Origin of the sequence: Lelliottia jeotgali, assembly GCF_016771845.1 — a bacterium.
Classification (GTDB): Bacteria; Pseudomonadota; Gammaproteobacteria; order Enterobacterales; family Enterobacteriaceae; genus Enterobacter; species Enterobacter jeotgali.
Map to the genome: position 1 here is coordinate 115,658 of NZ_JAENMQ010000009.1, position 16,755 is coordinate 132,412.

The 16,755-nt window shown below is 54.5% G+C and carries 19 protein-coding genes; 13 read left to right on the forward strand and 6 right to left on the reverse strand.

Features of this window, described 5'->3' with window-relative positions:
• Positions 1-84: 84 nt before the first annotated feature.
• The 8 genes from rbfA (at position 85) to mtr (ending at position 8,724) form a co-directional block, all read left to right on the forward strand.
• Positions 85-489 carry a 30S ribosome-binding factor RbfA gene (gene rbfA / locus JBO43_RS16425; RefSeq protein WP_095283553.1) on the forward strand — a complete coding sequence of 135 codons (405 nt, stop codon included), beginning with the start codon at positions 85-87 and terminating at the stop codon, positions 487-489.
• Positions 489-1,433 (forward strand): tRNA pseudouridine(55) synthase TruB, encoded by a 945-nt coding sequence (gene truB / locus JBO43_RS16430; RefSeq protein ID WP_202674716.1) that lies wholly within the window; start codon positions 489-491, stop codon positions 1,431-1,433. The genes rbfA and truB overlap by 1 nt, the downstream gene beginning before the upstream one ends.
• Positions 1,434-1,583: 150 nt before the next feature.
• A complete protein-coding gene (rpsO, locus tag JBO43_RS16435) occupies positions 1,584-1,853 on the forward strand; it encodes a 30S ribosomal protein S15 (protein ID WP_003861789.1) in 270 nt (89 codons plus the stop codon).
• Positions 1,854-2,094: 241 nt separating this feature from the next.
• Positions 2,095-4,230 (forward strand): polyribonucleotide nucleotidyltransferase, encoded by a 2,136-nt coding sequence (gene pnp / locus JBO43_RS16440; RefSeq protein WP_095283551.1) that lies wholly within the window; start codon positions 2,095-2,097, stop codon positions 4,228-4,230.
• A gap of 108 nt (positions 4,231-4,338) precedes the next feature.
• Complete coding sequence (nlpI, locus tag JBO43_RS16445; RefSeq protein WP_095283550.1) at positions 4,339-5,223, forward strand: lipoprotein NlpI; 885 nt, start codon at positions 4,339-4,341, stop codon at positions 5,221-5,223.
• Positions 5,224-5,334: 111 nt separating this feature from the next.
• A complete protein-coding gene (gene yrbN, locus JBO43_RS16450; RefSeq protein ID WP_097919743.1) occupies positions 5,335-5,415 on the forward strand; it encodes a protein YrbN in 81 nt (26 codons plus the stop codon).
• Positions 5,408-7,336 carry a DEAD/DEAH family ATP-dependent RNA helicase gene (locus JBO43_RS16455; RefSeq protein ID WP_095283549.1) on the forward strand — a complete coding sequence of 643 codons (1,929 nt, stop codon included), beginning with the start codon at positions 5,408-5,410 and terminating at the stop codon, positions 7,334-7,336. Before yrbN ends, JBO43_RS16455 begins: the two co-directional genes overlap by 8 nt.
• A gap of 143 nt (positions 7,337-7,479) precedes the next feature.
• Positions 7,480-8,724, forward strand: a complete 1,245-nt coding sequence (mtr, locus tag JBO43_RS16460) for a tryptophan permease (RefSeq protein WP_202674717.1) — start codon at positions 7,480-7,482, stop codon at positions 8,722-8,724.
• 84 nt (positions 8,725-8,808) lie between these two features.
• On the opposite strand, the gene JBO43_RS16465 is transcribed toward mtr, so the two are convergent.
• The 3 genes from JBO43_RS16465 to ubiU all read right to left on the reverse strand — a co-directional run bounded on the left by JBO43_RS16465 (position 8,809) and on the right by ubiU (position 11,777).
• A complete protein-coding gene (locus JBO43_RS16465) occupies positions 8,809-9,816 on the reverse strand; it encodes a luciferase-like monooxygenase (protein ID WP_095283547.1) in 1,008 nt (335 codons plus the stop codon).
• Positions 9,817-9,895: 79 nt separating this feature from the next.
• Positions 9,896-10,774 carry a U32 family peptidase gene (locus JBO43_RS16470; RefSeq protein ID WP_174348434.1) on the reverse strand — a complete coding sequence of 293 codons (879 nt, stop codon included), beginning with the start codon at positions 10,772-10,774 and terminating at the stop codon, positions 9,896-9,898.
• A gap of 7 nt (positions 10,775-10,781) precedes the next feature.
• Positions 10,782-11,777 (reverse strand): ubiquinone anaerobic biosynthesis protein UbiU, encoded by a 996-nt coding sequence (gene ubiU / locus JBO43_RS16475; RefSeq protein WP_095283545.1) that lies wholly within the window; start codon positions 11,775-11,777, stop codon positions 10,782-10,784.
• A 220-nt stretch (positions 11,778-11,997) separates the two neighbouring features.
• On the opposite strand from ubiU, the gene ubiT reads away from it, so the two are divergent.
• Both ubiT and JBO43_RS16485 read left to right on the forward strand, forming a co-directional pair.
• On the forward strand, positions 11,998-12,522 hold the full coding sequence (gene ubiT / locus JBO43_RS16480) for a ubiquinone anaerobic biosynthesis accessory factor UbiT (RefSeq protein WP_095283544.1): 525 nt from the start codon (positions 11,998-12,000) through the stop codon (positions 12,520-12,522).
• Positions 12,516-13,019 carry a GNAT family N-acetyltransferase gene (locus JBO43_RS16485; protein WP_095283543.1) on the forward strand — a complete coding sequence of 168 codons (504 nt, stop codon included), beginning with the start codon at positions 12,516-12,518 and terminating at the stop codon, positions 13,017-13,019. The genes ubiT and JBO43_RS16485 overlap by 7 nt, the downstream gene beginning before the upstream one ends.
• Here the strand turns inward: JBO43_RS16485 and JBO43_RS16490 are convergent.
• Positions 13,006-13,347, reverse strand: coding sequence for a GIY-YIG nuclease family protein (locus tag JBO43_RS16490; RefSeq protein ID WP_103947038.1), 342 nt, complete (start codon positions 13,345-13,347; stop codon positions 13,006-13,008). The genes JBO43_RS16485 and JBO43_RS16490 overlap by 14 nt on opposite strands.
• Positions 13,348-13,361: 14 nt before the next feature.
• On the opposite strand from JBO43_RS16490, the gene JBO43_RS16495 reads away from it, so the two are divergent.
• Positions 13,362-13,796 carry a YhbP family protein gene (locus JBO43_RS16495; protein ID WP_202674718.1) on the forward strand — a complete coding sequence of 145 codons (435 nt, stop codon included), beginning with the start codon at positions 13,362-13,364 and terminating at the stop codon, positions 13,794-13,796.
• On the opposite strand, the gene JBO43_RS16500 is transcribed toward JBO43_RS16495, so the two are convergent.
• A complete protein-coding gene (locus tag JBO43_RS16500; protein WP_103948848.1) occupies positions 13,776-14,294 on the reverse strand; it encodes a type 1 glutamine amidotransferase domain-containing protein in 519 nt (172 codons plus the stop codon). The genes JBO43_RS16495 and JBO43_RS16500 overlap by 21 nt on opposite strands.
• A 128-nt stretch (positions 14,295-14,422) precedes the next feature.
• Here JBO43_RS16500 and JBO43_RS16505 point away from each other — a divergent pair, with 128 nt between their 5' ends.
• Both JBO43_RS16505 and JBO43_RS16510 read left to right on the forward strand, forming a co-directional pair.
• Positions 14,423-15,067, forward strand: coding sequence for an NAD(P)H-binding protein (locus JBO43_RS16505; RefSeq protein WP_202674719.1), 645 nt, complete (start codon positions 14,423-14,425; stop codon positions 15,065-15,067).
• Between the two features lie 39 nt (positions 15,068-15,106).
• Positions 15,107-16,144, forward strand: a complete 1,038-nt coding sequence (locus JBO43_RS16510) for a permease (RefSeq protein ID WP_095283539.1) — start codon at positions 15,107-15,109, stop codon at positions 16,142-16,144.
• Between the two features lie 35 nt (positions 16,145-16,179).
• Here the strand turns inward: JBO43_RS16510 and dolP are convergent, their stop codons facing one another.
• Positions 16,180-16,755, reverse strand: a complete 576-nt coding sequence (dolP, locus tag JBO43_RS16515; protein WP_095283538.1) for a division/outer membrane stress-associated lipid-binding lipoprotein — start codon at positions 16,753-16,755, stop codon at positions 16,180-16,182.

The following is a 16,755-nucleotide window of genomic DNA, read 5'->3' on the forward strand; positions in this document are numbered from 1 at the left end:
ATTGTAAGCCGGGTAAGCGAAGCGCCATCCGGCATGAAATATCAAAAGGGGCTTATGGCCCCTTTTTTGTCTGGAGAATTTATTATGGCGAAAGAATTTGGTCGCCCACAGCGCGTGGCTCAGGAGATGCAGAAAGAAATCGCTCTCATCCTGCAACGTGAAATTAAAGACCCACGCGTGGGCATGATGACCACCGTTTCGGGTGTTGAGATGTCCCGTGATCTGGCGTATGCCAAAGTGTTCGTCACATTCCTGAACGATAAAGACGAAGCCGCTGTTAAAAACGGCATTAAAGCATTGCAGGAAGCCTCTGGTTTCATTCGTTCTTTGCTTGGCAAAGCCATGCGACTGCGCATCGTGCCTGAGCTGACCTTCTTCTACGATAACTCACTGGTAGAAGGTATGCGGATGTCCAACCTGGTGACCAGCGTGGTTAAACATGACGATGAGCGTCGTGTGAACCCGGAAGAAGACAGCAAGGAGGACTGATGAGTCGTCCTCGTCGTCGCGGTCGCGACGTGCACGGCGTGCTGTTGCTGGATAAACCACAAGGTGCATCCAGCAACGACGTGCTGCAAAAAGTTAAACGCATTTATAATGCCAACCGCGCCGGTCATACCGGTGCGCTAGACCCGCTGGCGACCGGTATGCTGCCGGTTTGCCTGGGGGAGGCAACCAAGTTTTCTCAGTACCTGCTCGATTCCGATAAGCGTTATCGTGTGATCGCTAAACTTGGCCAGCGCACGGATACTTCCGATGCGGATGGTCAAGTTGTCGAAGAGCGTCCGGTGACCTTCAGTGAAGAACAGCTTCAGGCGGCGCTTGAAAGCTTCCGTGGTGATACCCAACAGGTGCCATCCATGTATTCGGCGCTGAAGTATCAGGGTAAGAAGCTGTACGAATATGCACGACAGGGGATTGAAGTCCCACGTGAAGCACGCCCGATTACTGTTTATGAGCTGCTATTTATTCGCCATGAAGGTGACGAACTGGAGCTGGAAGTTCACTGTTCGAAAGGCACCTATATTCGCACTATCATTGACGATCTCGGTGAAAAGCTGGGCTGTGGCGCGCACGTGATTTATCTGCGTCGTCTCGCGGTCAGTAAATATCCGGTTGAACGTATGGTGACGCTTGAGCATCTTCGTGCGCTGGTCGAACAGGCAGAAGAGCAGGGGATCCCCCCGGCTGATTTGCTCGATCCGCTGCTGATGCCGATGGACAGTCCGGCCTCTGATTTCCCGATCGTGAATTTGCCCCTGACGTCATCCGTTTACTTTAAAAACGGTAACCCGGTTCGCACGACAGATACCCCGCATGCCGGGCTGGTTCGTGTGACGGAAGGCGAAGAAAACAAGTTCATCGGAATGGGTGAAATCGACGACGAAGGCCGCGTCGCACCGCGTCGCCTGGTGGTTGAATATCCGGTTTAAGGCATTTACTTGCCTTGCGATAAGCAGGGGAGACGGGTAGAATATCGCCGCTTAACGCCTGGCGAATTGTTTAACAATCTGCGAGGCGTAAACTGGGGTTGCTGAATTAGAGATCGGCACCCTTTCATTCTTTATATTTTGGAGTTCATCATGTCTCTAAGCGTTGAAGCTAAAGCTAAAATCGTTTCCGAGTTCGGTCGTGGTACTAACGACAGCGGTTCTACCGAAGTTCAGGTTGCCCTGCTGACTGCACAGATTAACCACCTGCAGGGTCACTTTGCAGAGCACAAAAAAGATCACCACAGCCGTCGTGGTCTGCTGCGTATGGTTTCTCAGCGTCGTAAACTGCTCGACTACCTGAAACGTAAAGATGTTGCACGCTACACCGCGCTGATCGAGCGTCTGGGTCTGCGTCGCTAAGTCTTGCGAGTTTCAGAAAAAGGGGCCTAATGGCCCCTTTTTTCAACCAGACGGCAGCAATTCACTGGAAACTATTGTATTGTTGCTATAAATGATCTTCATTGCAGAGGTTCGCGCGGCTAATGAGAGGCTTCACCCATGAGGGTGTCGGTTGTCATTAGTCGCGAGGATGCGAAGAAGGTCGGGTTAAATCGACAGCACACCGTGGGTGTGCTGTCATTCATTAAGAAAGGACAGAACTTTGCTGAATCCGATCGTTCGTAAATTCCAGTATGGTCAGCATACCGTCACGCTGGAAACCGGCATGATGGCACGTCAGGCTACTGCTGCCGTTATGGTAAGCATGGATGACACTGCTGTATTCGTGACCGTTGTTGGCCAGAAAAAAGCAAAACCAGGTCAGGACTTCTTCCCTCTGACCGTTAACTATCAGGAGCGTACCTACGCTGCTGGTAAAATCCCTGGTGGCTTCTTCCGTCGTGAAGGCCGTCCAAGCGAAGGCGAAACCCTGATTGCGCGTCTGATTGACCGCCCGGTTCGTCCGCTGTTCCCGGAAGGCTTCGTTAACGAAGTTCAGGTTATCGCGACCGTTGTTTCCGTTAACCCACAGGTTAACCCGGATATCGTTGCGATGATCGGTGCATCTGCTGCACTGTCCCTGTCAGGCATTCCATTCAACGGTCCTATCGGTTCTGCTCGTGTGGGTTACATCAACGACCAGTATGTACTGAACCCGACTCAGGATGAGCTGAAAGAAAGTAAGCTGGATCTGGTTGTTGCCGGTACCGAAGCTGCAGTACTGATGGTTGAATCCGAAGCTGAACTGCTGAGCGAAGACCAGATGCTGGGCGCTGTGGTGTTTGGCCATGAACAGCAGCAGATTGTTATCCAGAACATCAACGACCTGGTGAAAGAAGCCGGTAAACCACGTTGGGACTGGCAGCCAGAAGCCGTGAACGAAGCGCTGAACGCGCGCGTTGCTGCCCTGGCAGAAGCTCGTCTGAGCGATGCATACCGCATCACTGACAAACAAGAGCGTTACGCTCAGATTGATGTCATCAAATCTGAAACCATCGCTACGCTGGTTGCAGAAGATGAATCCCTGGACGCAAACGAGCTGAGCGAAATCCTGCACGCTATCGAGAAAAATGCCGTACGTAGCCGCGTTCTGGCTGGCGAACCGCGTATCGATGGCCGTGAAAAAGACATGATCCGTGGTCTGGATGTGCGTACTGGCGTTCTGCCACGTACTCACGGTTCCGCACTGTTCACCCGTGGCGAAACTCAGGCGCTGGTAACAGCAACTCTGGGTACCGCACGTGACGCGCAGAACATCGACGAATTGATGGGTGAGCGCACTGACAGCTTCCTGTTCCACTATAACTTCCCTCCGTACTCCGTAGGCGAAACCGGTATGGTTGGCTCACCTAAGCGTCGTGAAATTGGTCACGGTCGTCTGGCGAAGCGCGGCGTGCTGGCTGTTATGCCGGAAGCTGACAAATTCCCGTACACCGTTCGTGTGGTTTCTGAAATCACCGAATCTAACGGTTCTTCTTCTATGGCTTCCGTTTGTGGCGCTTCTCTGGCCCTGATGGATGCAGGCGTGCCAATCAAAGCCGCTGTTGCGGGTATCGCAATGGGCCTGGTGAAAGAAGGCGACAACTTTGTTGTTCTTTCTGACATCCTGGGCGACGAAGATCACCTGGGTGATATGGACTTCAAAGTTGCGGGTTCCCGCGAAGGTATCTCTGCTCTGCAGATGGATATCAAAATTGAAGGCATCACCAAAGAGATCATGCAGGTTGCACTGAACCAGGCTAAAGGTGCGCGTCTGCACATCCTGGGCGTGATGGAGCAGGCGATTAACGCACCGCGTGGCGATATTTCTCAGTTCGCACCGCGTATCCACACTATCAAGATCAGCCCGGACAAGATCAAAGACGTGATCGGTAAAGGCGGTTCTGTGATCCGTGCTCTGACCGAAGAAACTGGCACCACCATCGAAATCGAAGATGACGGTACTGTGAAGATCGCTGCGACCGACGGTGAAAAAGCGAAATTCGCTATTCGTCGTATCGAAGAGATCACTGCAGAAATCGAAGTGGGTCGTATCTACAATGGTAAAGTGACCCGTATCGTTGACTTTGGCGCGTTCGTTGCCATCGGTGGCGGTAAAGAAGGTCTGGTTCACATCTCTCAGATCGCTGACAAGCGCGTTGAGAAAGTGACCGATTACCTGCAGATGAACCAGGAAGTACCGGTTAAAGTTCTGGAAGTTGACCGCCAGGGCCGTATCCGTCTGAGCATTAAAGAAGCAACCGAGCAGTCTCAGCCTGCTGCCGCGCCGGAAGCACCGGCCGCAGAACAAGGCGAGTAAGGTTGCATTTGCCCTCCGCTCTGGCGGAGGGCGTATTATCAGGCAGGACGCCTTGTTAGCAGCCGGGGGACAGGACGTTCATCCAATAGTTGTCTTCGGGAGTGGGAAATGAAGCCTTTTTTGCGCTGGTGTTTCGTTGCGACAGCTTTAACGCTGGCAGGATGCAGCAACTCTGCCTGGCGTAAGAGCGAAGTCCTCGCAGTGCCATTGCAACCGACTTTGCAGCAGGAAGTGATTCTGGCACGCATGGAACAAATTCTTGCCAGTCGGGCTTTAACCGATGATGAACGCGCACAGCTTTTATATGAGCGCGGAGTGTTGTATGATAGTCTCGGTCTGAGGGCACTAGCGCGAAATGATTTTTCACAAGCGTTGGCAATCCGACCTGATATGCCTGAAGTATTCAATTACTTAGGCATATATTTAACGCAGGCAGGCAATTTTGATGCTGCCTATGAAGCGTTTGATTCTGTACTTGAGCTTGATCCAACTTACAACTACGCGCACTTGAATCGCGGTATCGCATTGTATTACGGCGGTCGTGATAAGTTAGCGCAAGATGATCTGCTGGCGTTTTATCATGACGATCCTAATGATCCTTTCCGGGTCCTGTGGCTTTACATTGTCGAGCAGAAGCTCGATGAAAAGCAGGCGAAAGAGACGTTAAAGCAACGTTTCGAGAAATCGGACAAGGAACAATGGGGATGGAACATTGTCGAGTTCTACCTGGGCAACATTAGCGAAGCAACGCTGATGGATAGGCTCAAGGCGGACGCAACGGATAACACCTCGCTCGCTGAGCATCTCAGTGAAACCAACTTCTATTTAGGTAAGTACTACCTAAGTCTGGGGGATAAGGACAGCGCTACGGCACTGTTCAAATTAGCGGTCGCTAACAACGTACACAACTTCGTTGAGCACCGTTATGCATTGTTGGAATTATCGCTCTTGGGCCAGGAGCAAGACGACCTGGCAGAATCGGACCAGCAATAGCTGACGACACCACATCAGCCCGTAATCATTTTTCTTGATTGCCATCATCTTAACGGGTGAGGGCGTTGTTGTTCGTCAATACACCTACTTTGAGCCGGTTCACACTTTTCAATGAAAATTGCTAATCATTTTCACGACGAGTTATGTAGACTGGCCGCCATTAATATCGAGGCACTTGTACTACATGGCTGAATTCGAAACCACTTTTGCAGATCTGGGCCTGAAGGCCACTATCCTTGAAGCCCTTAACGATCTGGGTTACGAAAAACCATCTCCGATCCAGGCTGAATGCATCCCGCATCTGCTCTCTGGTCGTGACGTGCTGGGCATGGCCCAGACTGGTAGCGGTAAAACCGCAGCGTTCTCGCTGCCACTGCTGCACAACATTGATCCGGAACTGCGTGCACCGCAGATCCTCGTGCTCGCTCCGACCCGTGAACTGGCTGTTCAGGTTGCGGAAGCGATGACTGAATTCTCTAAACACATGCGCGGCGTGAACGTGGTTGCCCTTTACGGCGGCCAGCGTTATGACGTGCAGTTACGCGCCCTGCGTCAGGGCCCACAGATTGTTGTCGGTACACCTGGCCGTCTGCTGGATCACCTGAAACGCGGTACGCTGGATCTCTCTAAACTGAGCGGTCTGGTTCTGGATGAAGCTGACGAAATGCTGCGCATGGGCTTCATCGAAGACGTAGAAACCATTATGGCTCAGATTCCAGAAGGTCATCAGACCGCTCTGTTCTCTGCAACTATGCCAGAAGCGATCCGTCGTATTACCCGTCGTTTCATGAAGGATCCGCAGGAAGTGCGTATCCAGTCCAGCGTTACCACTCGCCCGGACATCAGCCAGACTTTCTGGTCTGTACATGGAATGCGTAAAAATGAAGCGCTGGTGCGTTTCCTGGAAGCAGAAGATTTTGATGCGGCGATCATCTTCGTTCGTACCAAAAACGCGACCCTGGAAGTGGCTGAAGCTCTGGAGCGTAGCGGCTATAACAGCGCTGCACTGAATGGCGACATGAACCAGTCCCTGCGTGAGCAGACTCTGGAGCGTCTGAAAGACGGTCGTCTGGATATCCTGATTGCAACCGACGTGGCAGCACGTGGCCTGGACGTAGAACGTATCAGCCTGGTTGTGAACTACGACATCCCAATGGATTCCGAGTCTTACGTTCACCGTATCGGTCGTACCGGTCGTGCGGGTCGTGCTGGCCGTGCCCTGCTGTTCGTTGAGAACCGCGAGCGTCGTCTGCTGCGTAACATTGAACGCACTATGAAGCTGACCATTCCAGAAGCAGACCTGCCAAACGCAGACCTGCTGGGCAAACGCCGTCTGGAAAAATTCGCCGCGAAAGTACAGCAGCAGCTGGAAAGCAGCGATCTGGATCAGTACCGTGCTCTGCTGGCGCAAATCCAGCCGACTGCGGAAGGCGAAGAGCTGGACATCGAAACTCTGGCTGCAGCGCTGCTGAAAATGGCACAGGGCGAACGTGCTCTGATCGTGCCACCTGATGCACCGATGCGTCCTAAGCGTGAATTCCGTGAGCGTGATGAGCGTTTCGAACGTCGTGGTAATGACCGCAACGATCGCAATGACCGTGGCCCACGTGGTGACCGTCCAGAGCGTAGTGGCGAAGACCGTCCACGTCGTGAGCGTCGTGACGCTGGCGATATGGAACTGTACCGCATTGAAGTTGGCCGTGATGATGGTGTTGAAGTTCGTCATATCGTTGGCGCTATTGCTAACGAAGGCGATATCAGCAGCCGTTACATCGGTAACATCAAGCTGTTCGGTACTCACTCTACGATCGAACTGCCAAAAGGTATGCCGGGCGAAGTTCTGCAGCACTTTACTCGCACTCGCATCCTGAACAAACCGATGAACATGCAGCTGATGGGTGATGCCCAGCCGCGTCCTGACCGTGGTCCTCGTCGTGAAGGCGATCGTCCAGCTGGCGAACGTCGTTTTGGTGGTGGTGAGCGTCGTGAAGGCAGCCGTCCTCCTCGTCGTGATGGCGCAGCACCTGCTGGTGCAGGCCGTTTCAGCGGTGAGCGTCGCGAAAATCGCGGCCCACGTCGTGAAGAAGGCACCTCCCGTCGTCGTGACGCGTAATTGCCACGCCTGATAGCGTAAAGTAATCATTACAGCCCCGATATTATTATCGGGGCTTTTTTTATTCCATTTGTACTATCGTACTGGTACAGTGCGACACATTAAAATGCAGTAGCAAAATGTTTAACTGGAGAAACGGCTGTATGGCGACACTAACCACCACACAAACTTCACCTTCGCTGCTCGGCGGCGTGGTGATTATCGGCGGGACGATAATCGGTGCAGGGATGTTTTCCCTGCCGGTGGTCATGTCCGGTGCGTGGTTCTTCTGGTCGCTGGCTGCGCTAGTGTTTACCTGGTTCTGTATGCTGCATTCCGGGCTGATGATCCTCGAAGCGAACCTGAACTACCGTATCGGGTCGAGCTTCGATACCATCACCAAAGATCTGCTGGGCAAAGGCTGGAACCTGGTAAACGGCATCTCCATTGCTTTCGTTCTCTACATCCTGACCTACGCCTACATCTCGGCGAGCGGTTCAATACTGCACCATACGTTTTCTGAAATGTCGCTGAACGTCCCGGCGCGTATGGCCGGATTAGTTTTCGCGCTGGCGGTAGCGTTTATCGTCTGGATGAGCACCAAAGCGGTGAGCCGCATGACAGCTATCGTTCTTGGCGCAAAGGTCATCACGTTTTTCCTGACCTTCGGCAGCTTGCTTGGGCACGTCACGCCACAAACGTTGTTTAACGTCGCCGAGAGCCACGCGACGTACTCCCCGTACCTGCTGATGACGCTGCCGTTCTGCCTGGCGTCGTTTGGCTATCACGGCAACGTTCCAAGTCTGATGAAGTACTACGGCAAAGATCCGCGCACGATTATTCGCTGTCTGATTTACGGTACGCTGCTGGCACTGGGGCTGTATGTGATTTGGCTGCTGGGGACGATGGGCAACATCCCACGTCCTGAATTTATCGGCATTGCCCAGAAGGGCGGGAACATTGATGTGCTGGTACAGGCGCTGAGTGGCGTTCTGAACAGCCGCAGTCTGGATCTGCTGTTGGTGGTGTTCTCGAACTTTGCGGTGGCGAGTTCATTCCTCGGCGTGACGCTGGGCCTGTTCGACTATCTGGCGGATCTGTTTGGTTTCGATGATTCCGCAATGGGCCGTCTGAAAACCGCGCTGCTGACCTTCCTGCCACCAATTGTTGGTGGCCTGCTGTGGCCGAACGGTTTTCTGTATGCCATCGGGTATGCGGGATTAGCTGCGACCATCTGGGCGGCGATTGTTCCGGCGCTGCTGGCGCGTAAATCACGTAAACGCTTCGGCAGCCCAAAATTCCGCGTCTGGGGCGGCAAGCCGATGATTGCACTGATTCTGGTGTTCGGTGTTGGCAACGCGCTGGTGCATGTACTTTCGAGCTTTGATTTATTGCCGGTATATCAGTAAAACTCTTTGCCGGATGGCGGCTGCGCCTTATCCGGCCTACGTAGAATTGTAGGCCCGGTAAGCGCAGCGCCACCGGGCACAAAATTACCCCAACAACTCCTCTTTCACCTGCATCGCTAAATCAAACGAATGCAAACGCGCCTGGTGATCGAAAATCTGTCCGTTAACCATAATCTCATCCGCCTGCGTCTCGCGCAGCACCGACTCCAGCCCGTGACGTACTTTCGCTTTATCGCCCACCAGAGACATGCTCAGTGCCTGCTGCACGCCGTACTGTTCCGATGCTGACCACAGCTGATGCATATTTTCCACCGGCGGCGGCAGCTGCCCGCTTTCTCCACGGCGCAGTTTGGCGAAGGCCTGCTGCATTGAGGTAAACAGGAATTCCGCATCGCGGTTGCTGTCGGCGGCGATGATATTGATACACACCATCGCGTGCGGTTTCTCCAGTCTTTCTGACGGTTTGAAATTCGTGCGATAGAGATGCAGCGCCTGATGCAGCATATCCGGGGCAAAGTGGGAGGCGAACGCAAACGGCAGGCCGAGCTGCGCCGCCAGCTGTGCACTGTAGAGGCTTGAACCTAACAACCACACCGGGATCTTTTCGCCATAACCGGGGACCGGACGCACCTGCGGATTTGGATCGCGGGCATCGAACCAATCCACCAGCTCCGCCACATCGCGCGGGAAGTTATCAATATCACCGCTCATATGGCGGCGCAGCGCACGCATTGTTGGCTGATCGCTGCCCGGCGCACGCCCAAGCCCCAAATCAATACGGCCAGGGTAGAGCGTATTCAGCGTGCCGAACTGCTCGGCAATCACCAGCGGGGAGTGGTTCGGCAGCATCACGCCGCCCGAGCCGAGATGCAGGGTGGTGGTATTCGCGGCCAGATAGCCAATCAGCACAGAGGTCGCTGCGCTGGCGATGCCCACCATGTTGTGATGTTCCGCCAGCCAGTAGCGATGATAGCCGCGCTGTTCAGCGAGACGTGCGAGATCCAGAGAGTGAGAAAAGGCTTCTCGTGCAGAGGAGCCTTCTGGGATCGGCGCCAGATCGAGCACCGAAAATGGAATGGATTTATCAGTCATAACAGCTCACTTTGTCGACGGCATATCTTTTAATAGTGCATTAAAATTTAATAACCGTTGTTAACAAAGTGAGCTTTTTTTAGGCCTGCAACTCCAGCCCCGCCACACGTTTCCAGTAACCGTTACAGTCACTGTGCGCCTTCAGCGGCAGTGGTGCAGCGCCATTTTCGTTGGCGCGAAACGCATCCAGCATCGCAAAGACATCAGTATCCAGCGGTGACAGACGCACCATATCCACCACGCCGTGCATCGACGTCAGTTCGTTACCGAGGTTATAAACATAACCGCTCATGGTTTGAATGCCGTTGAGCACAAACACCTGCTGATTCTCCTGCGACAGCATGTTGCGGCCTTGGGGATACTTGATGCAGCAGGTCTCGCACTCGTCCTTCGGGCGATCTTCCGAGCGGGCGGTAAAGCAGCGCGCGGAGTAGGCCAGCGGCAAATGCCCGTAGCTCAGGACTTCCACTTCGAACTGATCGCGGATGCCTAGCTCTTCACACTGAGTCAGCAGGTTGACCAGCCAGTCGCGGGACAGCTCCACCGGCATACACCAGCGCGTCATCCCCTGTTTAAGCAGCAGGCGCAGCGTCACGGCGTTATAGCAGTTGAGCGCATGTCCGGCGACAAACGGCAGCTTACGTTCGGCGCACATATTCACCACGCCAAGATCGCTCGCTTCCAGCAGAAAATCGCCGTTCTCTACGTAGCGCTTAATTTCGCCCAGCTCAGATGAAGCTTGTACCAGCGCCAGCGTCGACAGCACCACCTGCTTGCCGCTACCTGCGAGGTTTTTCGCCATATCCAGCCAGTCGCCCACTTTGGTCGCACGACGCTTGCTGCACACGGACTCACCGAGATAAATCGTATCGGCGCTACTGCTCGCCGCCTGCTGGTAAAAATCTTCCAGCGTCTCTTTTGACCAGTAATAGAGCACCGGTCCTAATGAATATTTCATGATTATCTCACTGCCATTTACGGTGATACGCGCCAAGCGTGGTTTGCGTGCCTTCAGACATCGCCCCGAGGGTCTCCATCCAGGCAGGTTGTGCGGCGTAGTTCTGCGGATCGGCCATGCAGCGGTCGATTGCCTGACGCCAGACTTTAGCGACCTGGCTCACGTACGCCGGGCTGCGCTGGCGGCCTTCAATTTTCACCGAGGCAATATTCGCCGCCAGCAGTTCCGGTAGCAACTCAAGCGTATTCAGGCTGGTCGGTTCTTCCAGGGCATGATAACGCTCGCCGTCGACCAGATAGCGGCCTTTACACAGCGTCGGATAACCGGCGTTTTCCCCGTCCTGATAGCGGTCGATCAGCACGTCGTTCAGGCGCGATTCCAGGCCTTGAGGTGTCTGCTGCCAGCGCACAAAGCGGGCAGGGGAGCACGCGCCTACGGTGTTTGGCGATTCACCGGTGAGGTAAGACGACAGATAGCAACGGCCTTCCGCCATGATGCACAGACTGCCGAACGCAAAAACTTCCAGCGGAACTGGCGAGACCCGCGCCAGTTGCTTAACCTGATGAATAGACAGCACGCGCGGCAGCACCACGCGAGCGACGTCGAAGTGGCGGTGATAAAAACGCACGGCCTCTTCATTCGTTGCCGAAGCCTGAACAGAGACATGGCGCTCAATATGTGGATAGCGTTCTGCGGCATACTCCAGCATAGCGAGGTCGGCGAGAATCAACGCGTCCGCCCCGAGCTGTGCCGCCATATCCACCGCACGCTGCCAGCGTGCATAGCCATCGGGATGCGCAAAGGTATTGATGGCGATATGCAACTTGCGGCGGTGCTGATGAACGAAGTTGACCGCTTCCTGGAGCTTTTTCTCCGTGAAGTTAAGACCCGCAAAATGGCGGGCGTTGGTGTCATCTTTCAGCCCGATATAAACCGCGTCGGCGCCATTTTCGATGGCCGCTTTAAGTGCCGGAAGGTTTCCGGCTGGACAGAGCAGCTCCATAATTTATCCTGACGTTGGCTGCCCCAGAGGGCGCAAAATTGTTAACGAACGGGGAGTTTAATTAACCTCCACGCGACAATTTTTGATTTAAGGCAGTTAATGGCGTATTGATGACACCAATAATCAATGACGGCACAATACGGTTTGTTGATTTACGCCGCTACGATGGCCGCCGGATATGGCAAAATAACAGGATTATCGACATCAGGGAGTAAAGCTCGTGCTGGAAAAACTGCGTTCACGCCTCGTACAATTTGGTCCTTCAATGCTGAGCGTGCCGGTAAAACTGACACCGTTCGCCCTTAAACGTCAGGTACTGCAGCAAGTGCTAAGCTGGCAGTTCCGCCAGGCGCTTGAAGAGGGCGAGCTGGAGTTTCTGGAAGGTCGCTGGCTGAGTATCGACGTGCGTGACATTGGACTGCGCTGGTTTACCTCCGTAGAGAACGGCAAGCTGCTGGTCAGTGATTCCGCTCCGGCGGACGTCAGTTTCAGCGCGAATGCCAGCGATCTGCTGATGATCGCTGCCCGTAAACAGGACCCGGACACCCTCTTTTTCCAGCGCCGTCTGGTGATTGAAGGCGATACTGAACTGGGTCTGTACGTCAAAAATTTAATGGATGCCATTGAGCTGGATCAGATGCCGAAGCCGCTGCGCACGGTGTTGATGCAAATGGCCGATTTCGTTGAGGCTGGCCTGAAAAACCCGCCTGAAAGTAAACACACTTCAGTAGGTGAGCCATGCTGATTCGAGTTGAAATTGGGATTGATGCCCCTGGTATCGATGCATTATTACGCCGCTCTTTCCCGGAGGACGGCGAAGCAAGATTGGTCCACGATTTGCGCGAAGACGGGCTGGTAACGCTCGGTCTGGTGGCAACGGATGATGAAGGCCAGGTCGTCGGGTACGTGGCGTTTAGTCCGGTCACGATCCAGGGCGAGGATCTACAGTGGGTGGGAATGGCACCGCTGGCTGTCGATGAAAACTATCGCGGTCAGGGACTGGCGCGCCAACTGGTGTATGAAGGGCTGGATTCTCTGAATGAATTTGGCTATGCAGCGGTGGTGACGCTGGGCGAGCCGGAATTTTACGGTCGCTTTGGTTTTAAGCCTGCCGCGCCTTACGATCTGCACTGCCGCTGGCCGGGCACCGAAACCGCCTTCCAGGTGCATCCTCTGGCGGATGACGCCCTGAACGGTGTCAGCGGTCTGGTTGAATATCACGACCACTTTAATCGCTTTTAATCGGCGCTGTTTGCAGGCTCTCGCGTAGGGCCTCAAACGATCCATCCCCGGCGACGAGGCGCTCTTTCTGGCGCTTCGTCAGTTGCTTAATGCGGTACTCCATCTTTAGCGCCAGCGAGCGCTCGCCCACGGGTGCCGAAAAGGCCAGCGTCAGCTCACCTTTCCCCCGCAGTGCTTTAGCGCCTTTCCCCGTTTGATGTTCAAGAAAACGACGCGCCACGTCGGTGGTAATTCCGGTATAAAGCGCATTATTGCCCGTTCGGACAAGATAGAGAAACCAGCACACAGTTCGCAGATTCAGTATGTTAAGGTGAACGCACGATAGCATGAGAGAGCGCAAAAATGGAAACTCTGGCCGCCATTAGCCGCTGGCTGGCAAAGCAGCATGTCGTCACCTGGTGCGTCCATAATGAGGGCGAACTGTGGTGCGCAAATGCCTTTTATTACTACGACCCCGATCGTGTCGCTTTTTACCTGTTAAGTGAAGACAAAACCCGCCACGCACAGATGTCAGGCCCACAAGCGCCAGTTGCGGGGACGGTCAACGGTCAGCCGAAAAATGTCGCGCTGATCCGTGGCGTACAATTTAAAGGCGAGATTCGTCGTCTGGAAGGAGAAGAGAGCGACGCAATGCGCAAGTGCTACACGCGCCGCTTCCCGGTGGCTCTCGCCATGTCAGCACCGGTCTGGGAAATTCGCCTCGATGAGCTGAAATTTACCGACAACACGCTGGGTTTTGGTAAGAAGCTTCACTGGCTACGATCCGAGCAGGCGTAATGCTTCGCGGTTAAAGGCCGGCAGATCGTCTGGCGTCCGGCTCGTTACCAGCTGATTGTTATCGACGACCACTTCCTGATCGTAGAAATCCGCTCCTGCATTTTTCAGATCGATGACGATGGGTTTAACCGCGGTCAGCTTACGCCCCCGCACGACCTCTGCGCTGATCAACAGCTGTGGCCCGTGGCAGATGGCGAAAACAGGTTTGCCGCTGGAGACAAAATCACGTGTGAACGTCACAAAGCGCTCGTCGCCGCGCAGCGTATCCGGGGAGTGGCCGCCTGGTAACAGCAGGGCGTCAAAGTCTGCCGGGCGCACTTCATCAATGGCTTTGTCGATGGTCACACTGGCCTCGCCCTTATGGCCTTTTACTGTTTTTCCGGCCTGCTTATCGATCGTCACCACCTCGTGCCCGGCTTTGCGGAACGCCTCTGCGGGCGAGGTGAACTCTGAATCTTCAAACTCGTCGGTGATCAAGACGGCTATTTTCTTGCCCATGTTTCCTCCGTTGTTTTGGCTTCAGACAGATTTTTTTCCGTTTGTGGTAAATACTTACCCGTAACAGACTTTTAAGTGTGGCTAAGCAGGCTGAAATCGCAAACGGACTAATCTGCAAAGGAGAGAAAATGAGCCAGGTATTAATCACAGGATCCACCGGGCTGGTGGGCGATCACCTTCTGAGAATGCTGATCCGGGAGCCGAGGATCAATTACATCGCCGCGCCCACCCGACGCCCGTTAGCGGACATCTCGGGCGTATACAATCCTCACGATCCACAGCTGACCGATGCGCTCGCGCAGGTGCAGGACCCGATTGATATCGCCTTTTGCTGTCTCGGCACCACCCGCCGCGAAGCCGGAAGCAAAGAGGCTTTTATCCACGCCGACTACACGCTGGTGGTGGACACGACGCTCACCGCGAAGCGTCTGGGGGCGAAGCACTTCTTAGTGGTCAGCTCGATGGGCGCGAACGCTAACTCGCCGTTCTTCTACAACAAAGTGAAAGGCAAAATGGAAGACGCGCTGATCGCCCAAAACTGGGATCGGCTTACGATTGTGCGCCCGTCGATGCTGCTGGGCGATCGTGAAAAGCAGCGCTTTAATGAATCGATTTTTGCCCCGCTGTTCCAGCTTTTTCCCGGCAACTGGAAATCCATTCAGGCGCGTGATGTGGCCAGCGCCATGCTCCACGAAGCTCGCTCCCCCTCAAAGGAGGGCGTGAATATCATCCCGTCGGCTAAACTGCGTGAAATCGCAAAAGGCGAGGCGTAAACTCCTCGGCCTAAACGAATCTCACTTCCGGGGAATGCTATGACTGGTCAGTCTTCATCTCAGGCGGCAACGCCATTTCAGTGGTGGAAGCCCGCACTCTTTTTTCTCGTCGTTATTGTGGGTCTTTGGTATGTGAAATGGCAGCCTTATTACGGCAAAGCGTTCACTGCCGCCGAAACCCATAGCATCGGTAAATCTATTCTCGCCCACACCGATTCCAGTCCACTTCAGGCAGCCTGGGATTACGCGATGGTCTACTTCCTGGCGGTCTGGAAAGCCGCGGTATTAGGCGTGCTTTTAGGTTCACTGGTTCAGGTTCTCATTCCGCGTAATTGGTTAATGCGCACGCTCGGACAACCGCGCTTTCAGGGAACGCTGCTTGGTACGATCTTCTCGCTGCCGGGGATGATGTGCTCCTGCTGCGCGGCGCCCGTCACGGCAGGCATGCGTCGTCAGAATGTGTCGATGGGCGGCGCGCTGGCGTTCTGGATGGGAAACCCCGTTCTTAATCCGGCTACGCTGGTGTTTATGGGCTTTGTGCTGGGCTGGCATTTCGCACTTATCCGCCTGGTTGCCGGGCTGATTATGGTGCTGGTGGTCGCCTCATTAGTGCAGTCTCTGGTGAAAGATATCGCACAACCCGCGAGCACTCTCGATGTAAGTCATATTGAATCACAGGACGGCTTTTTCAGCCGCTGGGGCAAAGCGCTGTGGCAGCTCTTCTGGAGCACAATCCCGGTCTATATTCTGGCGGTGCTGGTTCTGGGCGCGGCGCGCGTCTGGTTGTTCCCGCACGCGGACGGGGCGATCGATAATTCCCTGCTGTGGGTGATTGCGATGGCGGTCGCTGGGTGTCTGTTCGTCATTCCGACGGCGGCGGAAATTCCGATTGTGCAAACCATGATGCTGGCAGGGATGGGCGCGGCACCCGCGTTGGCGCTGCTCATGACGCTACCTGCGGTAAGTTTACCGTCGCTGATCATGCTGCGTAAGTCATTTCCGGCGAAAGCCCTGTGGCTGACGGGAGGGCTGGTGGCATTGAGTGGGGTGATAACAGGAAGTATTGCGCTACTTTAAGACAAAAAAATCCCCGGTCAGAGCCGGGGATTTTCTTATTTGATAAAGGTAAACGCGGTGGTGACTTTCTTCACGCCGCTCACCCGGCTGGCAATATCCGCAGCCGCTTTGGCTTCACGGTCTGTAACCAGGCCGAGAAGGAAGACTTCGCCATTCTCGGTCGTCACTTTCACGTTTGACGATTTCACCTGATCGCTGCCCAACAGTTGAGAACGCACTTTGGTGGTTATCCAGGTGTCAGACGATGCGGTTCCCAGACCAATCGGCTGGCCCTGACGTACTTCGTTGAAAACCTCGGTCGCCCCATCGACGCCCATAGCGATTTGCTTGGCGCGGGAAGCGAGATCCATATTCGGTGCCTGGCCTGCCAGTAGCACTTTGCCCTGATAAGCGGTCACGTTAATACGCGCTTCTTTCTTAATCTGTTCGTCTTTCGACAGAGCGCTGTTGACGCGAAGTTCCAGCGTACTGTCGTCAACCTGAGTTCCCACGGAACGCGGATCGGTTGCGGCTTTGGTGCCGACAGCTGCGGTGCCTACAACGGCCGCCGCGATGCATCCCTGAAGCAGCAGCGCAGAAATAAGGACTGCGAGGGGCGTTAATGCCTTCAT

What these genes read in the sequence shown, in the direction of transcription:
- JBO43_RS16500 (WP_103948848.1), bottom strand. Translation starts at nt 14,294, where the DNA reads ATGGGCAAGAAAATAGCCGTCTTGATCACCGACGAGTTTGAAGATTCA.
- JBO43_RS16465 (WP_095283547.1), bottom strand. Translation starts at nt 9,816, where the DNA reads ATGACTGATAAATCCATTCCATTTTCGGTGCTCGATCTGGCGCCGATC.
- mtr (WP_202674717.1), top strand. Translation starts at nt 7,480, where the DNA reads ATGGCGACACTAACCACCACACAAACTTCACCTTCGCTGCTCGGCGGC.
- ubiU (WP_095283545.1), bottom strand. Translation starts at nt 11,777, where the DNA reads ATGGAGCTGCTCTGTCCAGCCGGAAACCTTCCGGCACTTAAAGCGGCC.
- dolP (WP_095283538.1), bottom strand. Translation starts at nt 16,755, where the DNA reads ATGAAGGCATTAACGCCCCTCGCAGTCCTTATTTCTGCGCTGCTGCTT.
- rpsO (WP_003861789.1), top strand. Translation starts at nt 1,584, where the DNA reads ATGTCTCTAAGCGTTGAAGCTAAAGCTAAAATCGTTTCCGAGTTCGGT.
- JBO43_RS16490 (WP_103947038.1), bottom strand. Translation starts at nt 13,347, where the DNA reads ATGCTATCGTGCGTTCACCTTAACATACTGAATCTGCGAACTGTGTGC.
- JBO43_RS16470 (WP_174348434.1), bottom strand. Translation starts at nt 10,774, where the DNA reads ATGAAATATTCATTAGGACCGGTGCTCTATTACTGGTCAAAAGAGACG.
- truB (WP_202674716.1), top strand. Translation starts at nt 489, where the DNA reads ATGAGTCGTCCTCGTCGTCGCGGTCGCGACGTGCACGGCGTGCTGTTG.
- JBO43_RS16495 (WP_202674718.1), top strand. Translation starts at nt 13,362, where the DNA reads ATGGAAACTCTGGCCGCCATTAGCCGCTGGCTGGCAAAGCAGCATGTC.
- yrbN (WP_097919743.1), top strand. Translation starts at nt 5,335, where the DNA reads ATGAAAATTGCTAATCATTTTCACGACGAGTTATGTAGACTGGCCGCC.
- JBO43_RS16510 (WP_095283539.1), top strand. Translation starts at nt 15,107, where the DNA reads ATGACTGGTCAGTCTTCATCTCAGGCGGCAACGCCATTTCAGTGGTGG.
- JBO43_RS16485 (WP_095283543.1), top strand. Translation starts at nt 12,516, where the DNA reads ATGCTGATTCGAGTTGAAATTGGGATTGATGCCCCTGGTATCGATGCA.
- JBO43_RS16455 (WP_095283549.1), top strand. Translation starts at nt 5,408, where the DNA reads ATGGCTGAATTCGAAACCACTTTTGCAGATCTGGGCCTGAAGGCCACT.
- nlpI (WP_095283550.1), top strand. Translation starts at nt 4,339, where the DNA reads ATGAAGCCTTTTTTGCGCTGGTGTTTCGTTGCGACAGCTTTAACGCTG.
- rbfA (WP_095283553.1), top strand. Translation starts at nt 85, where the DNA reads ATGGCGAAAGAATTTGGTCGCCCACAGCGCGTGGCTCAGGAGATGCAG.
- JBO43_RS16505 (WP_202674719.1), top strand. Translation starts at nt 14,423, where the DNA reads ATGAGCCAGGTATTAATCACAGGATCCACCGGGCTGGTGGGCGATCAC.